This is a genomic window from Streptomyces spororaveus, assembly GCF_016755875.1.
GTDB classification, from domain to species: domain Bacteria; phylum Actinomycetota; class Actinomycetes; order Streptomycetales; family Streptomycetaceae; genus Streptomyces; species Streptomyces spororaveus.
In genome coordinates this window covers 1,255,286-1,268,226 of sequence record NZ_BNED01000005.1, presented here as the reverse complement: position 1 = coordinate 1,268,226, position 12,941 = coordinate 1,255,286, and the positions used below count along the sequence as shown (strand labels likewise).

12 protein-coding genes are annotated in these 12,941 nt (G+C 69.7%); 1 reads left to right on the top strand and 11 read right to left on the bottom strand.

Annotated elements, in window-relative coordinates:
* Window positions 1–573: 573 nt before the first annotated feature.
* Both Sspor_RS08630 and Sspor_RS08625 read right to left on the bottom strand, forming a co-directional pair.
* Window positions 574–789, bottom strand: a complete 216-nt coding sequence (locus tag Sspor_RS08630; RefSeq protein ID WP_202198501.1) for a hypothetical protein — start codon at window positions 787–789, stop codon at window positions 574–576.
* Window positions 790–1,098: 309 nt separating this feature from the next.
* Entirely contained in the window at window positions 1,099–1,962 is an 864-nt protein-coding gene (locus Sspor_RS08625; RefSeq protein ID WP_202198500.1) for a class I SAM-dependent methyltransferase, read from the bottom strand.
* 161 nt (window positions 1,963–2,123) lie between these two features.
* On the opposite strand from Sspor_RS08625, the gene Sspor_RS08620 reads away from it, so the two are divergent.
* Entirely contained in the window at window positions 2,124–3,026 is a 903-nt protein-coding gene (locus Sspor_RS08620) for a hypothetical protein (RefSeq protein ID WP_202198499.1), read from the top strand.
* A gap of 290 nt (window positions 3,027–3,316) precedes the next feature.
* Here Sspor_RS08620 and Sspor_RS08615 read toward each other — a convergent pair whose 3' ends face one another.
* From Sspor_RS08615 to Sspor_RS08575, 9 genes are all read right to left on the bottom strand, one after another.
* Window positions 3,317–3,556 (bottom strand): DUF8825 domain-containing protein, encoded by a 240-nt coding sequence (locus tag Sspor_RS08615; RefSeq protein WP_202198498.1) that lies wholly within the window; start codon window positions 3,554–3,556, stop codon window positions 3,317–3,319.
* Between the two features lie 111 nt (window positions 3,557–3,667).
* Complete coding sequence (locus Sspor_RS08610; RefSeq protein WP_202198497.1) at window positions 3,668–4,603, bottom strand: hypothetical protein; 936 nt, start codon at window positions 4,601–4,603, stop codon at window positions 3,668–3,670.
* Window positions 4,600–5,229 carry a 2'-5' RNA ligase family protein gene (locus Sspor_RS08605; RefSeq protein ID WP_237403753.1) on the bottom strand — a complete coding sequence of 210 codons (630 nt, stop codon included), beginning with the start codon at window positions 5,227–5,229 and terminating at the stop codon, window positions 4,600–4,602. Before Sspor_RS08605 ends, Sspor_RS08610 begins: the two co-directional genes overlap by 4 nt.
* A gap of 754 nt (window positions 5,230–5,983) precedes the next feature.
* Window positions 5,984–7,393 carry an SPDY domain-containing protein gene (locus tag Sspor_RS08600; RefSeq protein ID WP_202198495.1) on the bottom strand — a complete coding sequence of 470 codons (1,410 nt, stop codon included), beginning with the start codon at window positions 7,391–7,393 and terminating at the stop codon, window positions 5,984–5,986.
* Window positions 7,394–7,452: 59 nt separating this feature from the next.
* The gene (locus Sspor_RS08595; RefSeq protein ID WP_202198494.1) at window positions 7,453–8,586 is read right to left on the bottom strand and encodes a DnaB-like helicase N-terminal domain-containing protein; all 1,134 of its coding nucleotides are present in this window, start codon (window positions 8,584–8,586) and stop codon (window positions 7,453–7,455) included.
* Complete coding sequence (locus Sspor_RS08590; RefSeq protein WP_202198493.1) at window positions 8,586–9,842, bottom strand: DNA cytosine methyltransferase; 1,257 nt, start codon at window positions 9,840–9,842, stop codon at window positions 8,586–8,588. The genes Sspor_RS08595 and Sspor_RS08590 overlap by 1 nt, the downstream gene beginning before the upstream one ends.
* Before the next feature lie 569 nt (window positions 9,843–10,411).
* Window positions 10,412–11,179, bottom strand: a complete 768-nt coding sequence (locus tag Sspor_RS08585; protein ID WP_202198492.1) for a hypothetical protein — start codon at window positions 11,177–11,179, stop codon at window positions 10,412–10,414.
* A 231-nt stretch (window positions 11,180–11,410) separates the two neighbouring features.
* On the bottom strand, window positions 11,411–12,358 hold the full coding sequence (locus Sspor_RS08580) for a hypothetical protein (RefSeq protein WP_202198491.1): 948 nt from the start codon (window positions 12,356–12,358) through the stop codon (window positions 11,411–11,413).
* Complete coding sequence (locus Sspor_RS08575) at window positions 12,358–12,924, bottom strand: hypothetical protein (RefSeq protein ID WP_202198490.1); 567 nt, start codon at window positions 12,922–12,924, stop codon at window positions 12,358–12,360. The genes Sspor_RS08580 and Sspor_RS08575 overlap by 1 nt, the downstream gene beginning before the upstream one ends.
* Between the last annotated feature and the right edge of the window lie 17 nt (window positions 12,925–12,941).

Below are 12,941 nucleotides of genomic sequence, written 5' to 3'. Positions count from 1 at the left end.
CAGGCGCTGACGATCGTGGCGCAGGAGCTGATGAGCGCCGCGTATATCTCCATGGGATCCTCCCCCGTCTCGCTTCTGACGGAGTTGAGAGTTCCCGATCGGCGCACTGATCGCAAGGTTCAAGAATCACGTTTTTGCAGGTCAGAGGCTGTTTTGCGTGCCGGGTCGGGGGTTAGGAATGCTCCAGATCCGGGGAAGGTCTTCACGCAGGTCCGGTCCGGAAAAGACGTACCGAACCGCGGGAGCGATCACGCGACCTGCGTGCATGGCCTGACGGGCCCGCGCAGGCAGTGCGTTTTCGCTGCGCGATTTCCGGTGCCGTTTCTTTCCCTTTTCTCAACCTGTTTTGAGTGAAGAAGATCTTCAGCAGGTTGTCCTGATCGCATCGCGTTGGCCGGATCGCAGTACACGCCACTGGCCCCCACACCACCACGGCCGCGCCGGCCTCGAAGGCGCCGAGCGGGGAGCCAGCCCGTATCGGGCCATCCGCTGCTCGTACGCCTCCACCAGGACCGGCTCCGGATCCGGAACCGCCATCTGCGGCTACATCGCCGGCTCGTCCTCGACCATCCGCTAATGCCGCACCTTGATGTCCCGGGCGTGAGCGTGATCCCACTCGGTCCACTCCCTCTCGGGCTTGGCTATGGCCTCGGCCATCCGCTGCTCGTCGGCGGCCATCGCCTCGTTCAAGCGCTGCCGGACGTTTCCGAAGCCGACGACGATCGGAACGTCCAGCGCCGGGTTCGGCCCCGGTTCTGGAACGTGATTCTTCTTCCATGGCGCCCTCAACTACGCCTCCTCCGGCACGATGGTGACCTCGTTGTCAGGGTCGACGCGAGGCAGGTGCCCCACAGCGGCGGCAGTTCCTCGGACGCACGCAGCCCTGACGGAACCGGCCGGGACTCGGCCTCCCGCCGTGCCCGCACCCCGGACAGGCCCGGGGTGCTACGGGTTGCTGATCTCGGTTGATGACGATGCACGCCCGCCGTTCGTCGCTACGCGCTAGCAACGAATCAAGACGGCCAGGAGCGTGAGGGCTAAGGTCGGCTCTTTCGGACTACGACGGCCACGGGCGGGACTTGATCCGGAAGAGACGGCCTAGTTGTCGCGGGTGGCGTGCCAGGCCGCGTGCGGGAGGCCCTTGGGAGAGCGGGTGCTGGTGATGGCGAGGATGTGGGCGGAGGCATCGGTGAGCGCAGTGTGCGGTTCCGCGAGGCGAGCTGCGGCGAGGGCAGCGTCATACATAGCTGTGTTCAAGAGGTTGGTGTCGGTGTACTTCTCGATGGCCTTGACCGCCACCCAGCCGGGTCCCTCGACGCCATACAGGGTGGGGTCGGCGAGTCCTGCCTCGGTGATTTCCTCGCGGAGCTCGGCGGAGGTCTGGAAGTAGGCAACGGTGAAACCGCGCTGTCCGGAGTAGCGGCCCTGGTCGAGGGTGTCGCGTACTCCGTCCTGGATGGCGGGCTCGGTGATGCCAGTAGTGGCGATGTAGTCGAGCAGTGGGGAGTAACGGGAGATCGCGGCTGCCGCGACGAGACCGCCCGGACGGGCAACCCGGGCCGCTTCGGCCAGCGCGGAGAACCGGTCGGCCTTGTCGTGGAGGTGGTACAGCGGACCCAGGAGCAGCACCACGTCGTACGTACCGGCTGCGGCGGTGAGGCGGCGAGCATCGCCCAGCTCGGCTGTTACGCCGTCAAGGGCGCTGGCCTGGCTGACGTGCTTGGGTACGGGGTCCACGACGTGCACGGTGTAGCCGTCTTCGGCGAGCCATCGGGCGTGGGTTCCGGGGCCGCCGCCGACATCGAGTACGCGGGCCGGAGTGGGTGGGAGGTGGCGGCGTAGTAACTCGCGGGTGCGTGCGAGTTCCAGGGTGCCCGTGGCGGTGGTGTGCAGTCGGGCGGCTTCGTCGGAACGGGTGTAGAAATCGATGATCTCCGGGCGTACAGCGGGGTTGCTCGTCATCGGGGAGTCCTCGTCCTGCGGAGCTGGTGGTGTCCGGCAGGGTAGGGGGTATGGCGAAGTGATCACTGCGATTTTCGGCTCTACGCAGCGGATCCGGCCGGCCCGTGCGAACGCGGATGGCAGACTGCGGATCACGCCTGTCGTGATCGAAAGGTTCACCCATGACCCGCTTCCCGCCGACGAGTTCGCTGAAGCTGGCCGTTGGCCTGCTCCTGCCGTCCACGGCTCCGTCTTCATGGGTGTCTGCGGTGCGCGAGGCGGCCAGAATCCTCGCTCCGTCCTGGACTGTTCCCGCGGGGGAGATGGAGCTGCGGGCGCTTGCCCTGCTGTTCTACGCGCGCACGTGGGACGGTCGCCGTGCCCCGGCAGCCGTGACGATGGACGAGCTTCGGGCGGCCGTCGACGTGACCGGCACGCCGATGTCCTATGGGGTCATGGTGAAGGAGCCGGCGGTGGCCGCCGAGATCAAGGAGGCGGTGCGCGAGGCTGGCCACGAGCCGACATTCTCCGGGCCGCAGGCCACGTCGGACCGCGACATCAGCCAGATCTGGTTGCTCTCCAACGACCTGTGCAACCAATACTCGGGCAGCGACGCCCTCGACGACGAGTGCGGCCCCGGGCCGTCCGCCCTGCGCCACTGCGTGCCCACCCTGGCCGAGGTCCTCGGCGGCGTGACAGAGGACGACCGGCAGAACCTCGCCCCCGTGGAAGCCGCTACGGGAGTACTGCGTATCGCGACACCCCGGGTCATGGTCACCCGCCGGAACGCCTGGGTCCCCGTGAACTGCTCGGTTTGGGATTGCAGGACGGCCGATGCAGGTCAGCTCGGCGAGCTGACCGTGGATGGACTCGCGGTTGTCTGGACCTGCGCCCACGGCCACGACACACCGGTCCATGGCCGTGGGCAGGCAGTGGCGGCATCCCGGGTTCGCCTGGGCCTGTGGCACCTCGGGTACGACCAGCTCACCGACGGGGAGCTGGTGATCACCCCCTACCTGGAGGTCGCCGACGAGATCTTCCCCGAGCACACCCGTCCAGGGCTGCGCAACGCGGTTCCCTGGTGACCGACCCCGTGAGGGGCATGTCGGGTGAGCTCCGCGACTGGCCTCCTCGACGGTGCAGCACCGGAGCGTTCGCAGCGCGGGGCAGGCCAGGTGGATGGGCCGGCGTTCACGCGAGCTTCTGCAGGTGGGCGGCCTGAGCTCCTCTCGCAGGGTGGGCTCGTGGCCAGCGCTGGAACTCGCTGAGAGGGCGGCCTCGCGTCCGACCTCCGGTATCGTCCGGGCCGCGTCCCGATGGGCGATGTCCCTGGGGAACAGCGCGTGGACGCTGTGCCCGGTGAAGACGTGGCTGCTCACGCGGCGACCACCCACGCCAAGGCGCGGGCTTCCCGCCGCAGCTCGACCAGAGCGGCGTAGGAATGTCCGGGCTCGGTCCAGTACGGGTGGGCGTACAGGTCGCGGAGCTCTTGGATGAGCTGGCGCCGGAGCGCGGTGGTACCGCGGGTCGAGCGCTCCTTGGCGAGCGCGGCATAGGCCCGGATCACGCGGATCTGGGTCTGCAGGAGATCATCGGGGAAGGTGGTTCGTGCCATACCAAAATTAGGCCATCTGTTCGATTTCCCATGCAAGCCGAAGTGCCCCCATGGGTTACTCGGTCATTTTTTCGACGCCTTCGAGCCGGTGATCTTGCTGGTTGAGCGTGGTCACCGTCCGGGGCGGGTGCCGCCGCTGAGCCGGGCCCAGTTTCGTCCGCGCCAGTGGTCGTACGGGTCGTCGGTCTCCGAGGCGTGCAGGCCCGCCACCACGATGTCCATCGGGATGTCCACGGACCCAGCCTCGTCCGGCTGGATCTGCACCGGGTGGAGGAGGACGCTGGTGCGGACGTGAGGGGCGGTGAGCACCTCGTGCGTGGAGACGTGACCGTATGGGCACAGTGCGCTCGCCGCCATGCCGTCGCAGTAGATCGTCCAGCCTTCGGGTGACCCGCAGGACGGGCAGGCCAGGGGGTCGATCGGGCCGTGCGGTCCGGGGGCGTGGTCGGCGCGGCGAATGGCGCCCCGCACTTTGACCACGAGGGATGGCGCCGGTGCCGGGGCTGGGGGCAGTCGGTGGACCTCTTGATCCGTGAGGGATGCCAATGCCCGGTTCAGCCACCACACGGCGACAGCCAGGTCGGACGCGTTCGGCGCATCGTGGGACCACGTTGAGTCTGGATACTCGATGCGGGCGAGTTGCTCGTACACGGCAAGGACCGGCCTCGCTGCGTCGCCGGCTTCCCCCAGCCCTCTGATCGCCGCCTCCATCCGCCGACGTACGCCCCACGGATCCGTCGGCACGCCCCCAACCATCTCCTTCCCGGCATCGGCAGCCAGGAGGGCATGCACTTGGGCGATGCCCACCTGGTCTACAGGCTGCTGCGCCTCGTGGGAGGTGGTCAGGATGGCGAGGGCGAGAACTGCCAGGCGCTGGCGGTTGATTGCGCTCGTGTGGTGGCGCGGGACGGTCACGGGCGTCCAGAGCGGCAGCATCCAACGCGCGGCCTGCACGACGGCGGCACGCCACCACATGCTGCCCCCGGCTGGGAGGAGTTCACCCATCGCGCGGGCGACCGGATCGGCCGTGCGTGATTGCTCGGTCACGAGGCGGTTCCGAGCCGGACGTCGGCGATGTGGGTCCAGGTGATGAACCGGGCGTCGTGGCGCTGGGCCACGAGCGAGATCCGGTCGACGGGCAGGGTGACGGGTCCGCCGGGGTGGTCGGACAGCAGGACCTTCATCGTGAGCCGGTCCGGCCGTTCGGAGCCGGCGACACCGTACGCGAGCGACGCGTGCGGGTAGTACGCGGAGGGCATGCGGGGGAACCGCCCTCCGGTTACCTCGGCGTCGACGTTGGTGGTGATTTCCCAGAGACGCCGGGCTTCCCGGCCTGGGTGTGCCGCCAGCTCCACGGCCACGTTGCCGATCGCCGGCCGCTCGTAGGTCAGCTCGAACGGGCTGATCGATGCGCATTGTTCGGCCACGCGCTCGATGATGGCCTCGACTTCGCCGGGCTTGTACTCGTCCATCGGGCCGCCGTGCATCAAGGTGGTGTGCAGCCATTGGGCCTCGACGCGCCCCAGTCCTGGGCGGCTGGTCAGCTCCCGATAGGGGCCGGACAGCTTCTCCTCCACGACAGTCGGGTCGTGCAGGATGTGCCAGTGCAGGTCGGACCGGCCGAGGGGCCACGCCTGTGTGCGGGTGAGGACCCGCTCGAAGAAGTCGTCCACCACTTCACGTTAGGGCCGGTCGCACGCGGTGGGATGGTAATCCGTCAATCCAGACGACACCGGCCACCCGCACTGGCTGAAACGAGCACGGAGGGGCTGGCTGAGGAGCCGGCTTCTATCGGCTCGCCGGCTCACTTGCTTTGGTTCGCATGGGAGCGTTAGGAGTACTCCGCAGATCCGGGACTGGTCCGGGTTCCTGGCTCAGAGCGTGCCCGGTGGCTGCGATGCGGAGCGCGAGGGAGCGGCCCGCGTCGGGGTGAGCCGCGAACCCCGCGCAGATCGCCCCCGGCTGGCTGCTCTCATCGCCGGTCTCGTGGCACACGATGTGCCCTTCATCGGCAACGCAATCGCGCACGAGGCGAGCCAGTTGGCCGGGGGCGAGGTTGCCCTGGTTGCCTGGGCGGAAGTCGCACGTTGCGCAGCGGGTGTTCAAAACGCGCACGCGGCCCGTGGCGGTGTCGGTGACTGGCGTCTGCCCGACTGCGACGGTGCGTTCGACGCGGGGCGTGAGCATCGGACCTCCAAGGTCAGTGAAGGCGCCAGAGCGCGTGCGCACCGGACATAGTACGGCCGGTCCTCCAACAAGAGGCGTACCTCGATCTCCGCACCCGCAGGTATTGATCTGCAGTGCTTTGGGTTCAGGCTCGTTGGGGGTGCGGGAGCGGTCTGGTCGGACGGCGGCGCTACTCGGCCGTGTGGCCACTGCGGTGGGGTTGGTGGAGCCGCGGTCGGGTCACGCGGGCGGAGGACTTGGTCAGCGTGGGGCTGCGGGCCGGGCCGCTGGACTGTGGGGGCGGGCCACAGCGGGAGGTCCGGGCAGGTGGGCTGCGGGGCCGGCGGTGTCGGTGTGAGGCTGCCTGTGCCCTGTGCCGTGGGCGAGTTCGAAGGTGATGTCCTGGAGCAGGGCCGGGGGCGTGTGCGTCGAGAACCGTATGGACCAAGTCGGCTGGTCGGGTGTGTTTCCGCCCCAGACGGTCCAGGCCTCGAGTGGGGAGTTTGGCCGGGAGGCGGCGAAGGTGTCGAAGCGGACGCCGGCGGGTTCTTCGGTGGGCGCGGTCCACTCCACCACTCGGGCGTTGACGGTCAGCGGCCAGCCGGTCTCGCCGGTCTCGGCGAGGTAGCGGGTGGCCTCGGCGAGCGTCTTGTCGGTGACGGCCGTGGCTGGTCCCGGCCCCCAGCCCTTGCCGGCGGCGAGGCTGTCGAGCAAGGTGCTCACGATCTCGACGGGGGTGGTACGGGTGGCTGTGGCGTGCCAGAGGCGCTCGCCGACCGGGGATTCGTACGAAGCGACCGTCCAGGTGTCAGGCGCACCGGGGTAGGCCTCGTGGAAGAACTGCACCCGCATGGTCAGCGATTCGTGGTTGGCGATGGTGGTGCCGTCGGACCAGGTCCGCACCTTCTCCCACTCGTCCTGTGATTCGAGGAACGTGTCAAGAAGGTCTTCATGATCGCCGGGGTCAGCGGCGTATACGGGCACCGTCTCCGGCTTTGGCTTGGTGGGCTCGGCGCGCTGGGCCGGTGAGGGCTTAGGCGCCTCGGAGGGCGGTGTGGTGAGGAGTTGAGCGGTGGTGCGCTCGATGTCGGTGAGGGGGGCTGGCCCGGGGCGGACGGCGACGGCGTACTGGCTGTGGAAGTCGGCTACGGCCTCCGCCTCGGTTTCGTAGTCGGCCGTCTCCTGGCGGAGGTAGTCCTCGCCGTGGAAGTGGACGCTCTTGCCGTTCCGGTAGGTGCCGACGGCAACGGTGGTCCAGCCGTCGTGGGCGTGCAGGTGGATGGTGAGGCGGCCGGAGGCGATGTCGTCATGGATCCGCTGGGCTTCGGCGCTGACCTCCCGGATCTCGTCCCGATCCAGGTAGGGCATCGGGTAGTTGCCGTACGTCCACTCGGTGTCGATCTCCTCCTGGAGCGACGGGGCGATCTCCACCGTCGCGCCCACGTCGCGCAGAGCGCGTGCAGCCTGGTCGGCGTAGTAGGGCTCCTCGTGGTCGATGCGGGCCAGGACGAGTGTCTTGAGGTCGATCCAGCGGAAGCCGCGGTTGGACAGCGCGGTGCGTGCGAGGTTTCGACTGGACTCGGGGCCGGCGAGGGTGGCGGTCACGGCGCTGCTGTGGTCAGGGTGGCGGGCGAGGCGGATGTGGGCTTCGCCGAGGCCGGGCTGGGGCATAGGGCTCGATTCTGGGGGCCCGGCCGGTGTGCTGCTGGCCGGGCCCGCTCGGGGGTGGGCTATCGGGATGCCCGCGTGGACACCGCGGGCGGGGTTACGCGTGGAGTGGCCGGCCCGGCGCGCGATGCGGGGGCGGGCTTGGTGCGCGGGGGTCCGGCTGACGGCGGGCGGGTGGCGTGTTGCCAGCGGGCCCGGACGGCGCCGAGGTCGGCGAGCGCGCGGCGGCTGCCGGTGATCAGCTGGTGCGGGGTGTTCGCGGGGTCGTTGGTGTAGGCGTGGATGTGCAGGCCGGTGGTGTGCGCGTGGTGGAGGAGGGAGCGCTGCAGGATCTGCTCGCCCCAGTGCTCAGGGGACCCGGCCGGGGCGGTGAGCAGATCCAGCACCTCTCTGGCGGTCGCCCCGGAGGCGAGGAGGCCGTGGTGCTGGGCCTCCCAGAGCACCGTCACCGCGTCGATCGGATCGCCCCGGTGGGTGAGGGAGGCCATGCACCGGTATAGGACGCCGTGAAGGGGGACGGTGAAGTCCTCGGGTCGCAGCCACCTCATCTCGGGTAGGCACGCAGGGCGCGCGGCCACCGTCGACAGGAGCAGCTGCTCCTCGCCGGCGGCATCGGAACCGACGCCGGTATCCCTGGTTGGTGGGAGTGGCAGCGTGGTGCGGGGGAGCGAGCCCGGGTGCGAGGGGAAGAGCCCGCCGAGGTCGTCGAGGATGGCGGCGACGGCGTCGGTACGGTGCAGGACGTGCGCGGCGGGGTCCGGCAGCACCGGGTCGGTGGCCGCCTGGATGAGTGTTTCGGCGGCGGCCCGGATGATGAGGCGGGCCCGGTTGGCCACGATCATCTGGGCGTAGGCGGGGGCGTGGCTGGGTTCGGGGCACGAGTCGGCCAGGATGTGGAGGTAGGGGGCGGTCAGCCCGCGGGCGTGGGGCCGGGCGCGCTCAAGGAGGTTGGTGATCCATACCGGTTCTCGGGCGTGGACTTCAGGGGCAGGCGGGGTGAGCGCGGTCATCGCCGCGAACAGGGCGCCGTGCATCGCGACGCTGAAGTGTTCGGGGCCGAGCGAGCCGAGCGTCTTGATACGGAGAGGCTCGAGGAGGAGGGCACCGAGGAGGGCCTGCTCGACATACCGGACCGGCGGGTCCGCAGGTATGCCGTCCAGGGACAAATCTTCTTGGTTCGAGACGGGGTTGGGCATCAGGCAGCCAGGGTGAATTCGGAGCGGGTGAGGGTCTTGCTGAGGTACGGGGCCAGGAGATGGGCCGCCAGCAGGGGCGGGACGGCGTTGCCGATCTGGGAGAATTGCTGTCCCTTGTTGCCGGCCCAGGGGTAGTCGGCGGGGAAGGTCTGCAGGATGCCGGCTTCGGTGGCGGTGATCCGGATCGATTCCGGCGCCGCACTCTCCTCCTCGGCTTCGAGGGAGTGCCGTTCCGCGACCCACATGCATTCGTTCGCACGGTGCCCGAAGAACAACGTCCCCGCCGGCTCGTTCACACCCCGGACAGTGGCATTGGCCTGGTTGCTGCTGCGCAGCGACCAGGACCAGCGGTGCTGCCCGCAGGTGCAGACGAGGGTGTCGGAGTCCGGTGGGCGCAGGCGGCCGGAACGGGTCCGGCGGGAGCTGCGCCCGGAGCGTGACCCGAGTGCGGGCGGCTTCCAGGTGCCGCGGTCGCGGGCGTCCGTCAGGGTCTTGCGGGCCCCGGAGGGGAACGGTTCGGGGCCGCCGCCCGGTCCGCCGCCGGCGCAGACGGTCGGGGTCGGCCGGTCGGTGGCGCCCCAGCCGAGGGCCTCGGCCATGGACACCCACCTCTCACGGCCCGGCCCGAACAGGGACTCCGGTTCGGCGGTCTGGGCGTGGGTCGGCGGCGGCGGCTCGGCGGTGCGGGTGCGGGAGGCGAGCAGGATCGCCCGCCGCCGGGTCTGTGGCACTCCGTAGTCGGCGGCGTTGAGGATCCCGGTCCAGACGGAAAGGCCCCAGCCTCGAAGGATCACGGCGTACTGCCGCCATAGCGGCAGGACGTCGGGGACCTCCTCCATGGCGATCCACTCCGGATCGCCCGCCGAGTGCAGGGCGTGGAGGTAGCGCATCGGCTCTGCGGCCAGCAGGCTGCGGGGGTCCTTGCAGGCGGTCAGTAGTTTCGCCCGTGTGTCCCGGCCGGCGGCGAGGTCGGCGACGGCCTGGTGGACGAGCGGCTGGTCGAGCAGGCCGAGCCGCTTGCCGGCCATCGACCAGGCCTGGCAGGGCGGGCTCGCTATGAACCCGTTGGTGCGGCCGACCAGCGGCCACACCGGGTACATCGCCACATCGGTACGGATCGTGAACTGCCCAGCACGGGCGCGCGTTTTGCACGCCCACTCGTCCCACTCCAGGCCGACGTCCCGTACGCCGAGCACGTGCAGGGCGTGGCTCCAGCCTCCAGGGCCGGCAAAGAGGTCCAGCACAAGCCTGTCCATCACGAGGCAAGCCCGAGGTTGTCCTGCTCCGACTGGCTGCTCTCCCCTGGGCAGGCCCGGGGGAGACGGGAGCGGTGGAGAAAGGCGGCGCCCAAAGAAGGGATGCGGTAGTGGGGGTTTTCCAAGGAGAGGATCCAGGGGTGGTACGGGCGCCGAAGGCGATCACGGCGCGAGGGGGAGGGTGGAGGGGAAGACCCGCCGGGTCAGCGGATGCGAGGGAGACCTCGAAGCGGCGGGGAGGCGGCGGCGCGGGCGCCGGACCTAGGCGGTCGAGGGTGCGTTCGGCCGGCCGCGGTGGTGTGGAGTCGCTGGCCTACGTACAGGCTGCTACGCGTGTCGCGCCGCACAGCGTTGCTGCGGCGGTAGAGCTCCTCGGCCAGGTCCAGGAGGAGCCGGTAGGTATGAGGAGGCCTATCCGGATGCTGATGTGCAGGGCGGTGAAGTCCTGGCTGAGAACTTCCAGTTGCTCGATCGTCCGTGTGCGTGTCGATTCGGGGGCGGTGGGGATGGCGGTTCCTGGTAGGTGGGCCCGCAGCCCTCCGGGGCGCGCGGCATGGAGTGCACCGTGTTCAGCGGGCCCTTGCCGGTGCCACGGAGGTTTGGGCAGGAATCGTGCCGGGGGCAGGCGGGGCTGGGGTGCGGGTGCTGCGTCCGAGGAAGGCCGTCACGGCCATTGCTCCGCTGGGGGTGAGGCGGACCCGGTCGTGAGGGGGGCCTTCGCCGAAGGCCGGTGGCGCGGACCCGGGCTGGACCGCGACGAGCCCGGCGTGTTCCAGAGTGCGCAGTGTGTCGAGGTGTACGGAACTCCCGCGGCTGTGAACGTAATCGCGTCCCTCACGCCGGCCGACCACGACGTGCCCTCGGGCGGTGGCGTAAAGGGCAGTCCGCTCGGCGAGGGTCAGGGCATCGGTCCCGGTAGTCGTCGTTGCGGGCCGGCGGCGGTGGATCTCGGAGGCTACGGCGCTCGCTGACTCCAGGGCTGCTGCCGGAGCTAGAATCGTCAGTTCCCGGGCGAGTTGGATCTGGTGTGCGACCTCTCCACCCCTGGACGGCATGTCCGATGGCGAAGTCGGCTCGACGAGCTGTGCCTTGGCCTCGGCAAGGTGGCGGACTGCTTGTCCGGTGAGAACGGTCAGATGCCTGATCCGGACCGTGGCCTCGGTCAACGTCACGCCCGCGTACATCGGCTGGTCAACGATGGCCTGGACGGCCTCCAGGCACGCGCTCACGAGAACCTGCGCCGAGGTGTGGCCCCAAGTGGCACCGTAGGCAGGCTGCAGCCGGGCGAGCTGATCGTTGTGCTGGGTGAACTGGTCGGCGAGCGCGAGCAGACGCACCACGGGTGAGGGCAGGTCGGGGATGGAGGGTGATCGGGCGCCCTGAGCAGACGGTGCAGGAGGGCTGGCGGCGGGTGGCGTCGGACGGCTAGGTGCGGTCTGCGTGGTACGTCCGGGCGCGGCGGGTGAGGGTGGATGGGGCAGGGAGAAGAGGGCGTTATCGATCACGAACGGGTGGGACCTTCGTAGGGCACCGCCACGCGGGACTGTCCGCCACCGGGGCGGATCTGGTCAGCGGGTCAGTGCGGGGCCTGTGCGACGCGCCGGCGCGGGGACTCCGGGCTCGGGTGCGGGACCGAGACGCAGAAGGGCCTCGCGCCCGGCCGTGGTGAGAAGCAGGCGCTGTCCCTCATGCAGGCCGGTCCTGACGTCCCGCCCGATCAGGCGCCTGGCCTGAAGGGCGTCCACGGTCCGGGTGCTGATGCGCTCCGGTGATCCGGTGTCCACCGTGGGACGCTTGCGGGGCCACTGCGCGTACATGACGGTGCTCGTGTCGATGAGGTGCAGGGCACGGTGCTGGGCGGGATTCAGCTTGGGCGGGCCGGCGGTCCGGGCAGGAGCGGCCTGCTGCGCGACGGCTGGGGAGGGATCGGCCAGGGTGCTCGGGTTCCCGGGGGTGTCGCGGTCTGGTCCGGCCGTGCTGCTCCTCGGCTCCGGGTTGGCGGGAGTGACGGCGAGCGCCTGGGCGATGAGCTGTTGGTCCTCATGGCGAGCCGGGGTGGATGCCAGGCGGAACGAGAGCCGCTGTGCCTGCCGCCTGTACGTCTTCGCCGCGTGCATCAGTTCCTCGGCGGCGCTTTTCAGGTTGTCGCGGCTCGCCTTCGGGGTCTCGTCGCCGTCTTCGTAGAGCAGGACCTCCGTGCGGCGGTGGATGGCGAAGGTGCACATGGTGGCGGCGAAGGAGACATGGGCGCAGGCTTTCGCGAGCTCGGCGAGGTTTTGGTGTCCGTCCTTCATGGCCGCGTACTGGCTGGTGGACAGGGCGGCGAGCTGCGCCGTGTACTGCATCGCCAGTCCGTGCAGGCGGACGGCGATCGGCGCCAGTTCCCTGACGGGTTTCTCTATTTCTCCCGCGCGTACGGTCTCCACCTCCGTGATCAGCGACATCAGGGTGGGCGCCGCCTGACCGAGGCGTCGGGTCTGTTCGACGAGATCGATGATCTGCAGCGTGAACTCCATTAGTTGAATGTCGAGTTGTGTCGGATGGCGAAGGGGTCGCGCGAGAGGTCGTGGTCGCTCGGGTCAGCGTGTTGCGGGTGCCGGAGCCGCGCTGGTCGGGAGGGGGCGCGACGGGAGCGCCGTGGGGACGGGGCTGGGAGGTAGTTGTTGCGCCCTGCTGGCGATGGTGATGGCGGGGGTATGGGGGTGTTGTGGATGTGCTGGATCTGTTCGAGCCCTGCCGCCGAGAGGTGGGTGAGGGCTGCCGTGTCCGCGAGCCACTGGGCGGTGTGGGCTGGGACGTCGTGGCGCCGGCGGGCCCAGGCGGCCGTGAGATCGAGGATCTCGGCCAGCTGGGGGAGCTGGGCGACCAGTTCGTGCAGTACGTGGGCCCGCTCCCAGTGGCTGTTGGCCGTGTGGGCCGCGTCGAGGAGAGCGGAGAGGGTGGGCGGTTCGCCGGCGGGTTCCTTGGGCAAGCCGTACAGCTCGGCGTGGACCGACCTGGCGATGGCGGACAGCGGGCCCCCCGATGAGCGGTCCTTGTAGCGGGAGGTGGTCTGGGGGCGGACACGGAAGGAGACGATCACATCCCTGGCAGGGACAT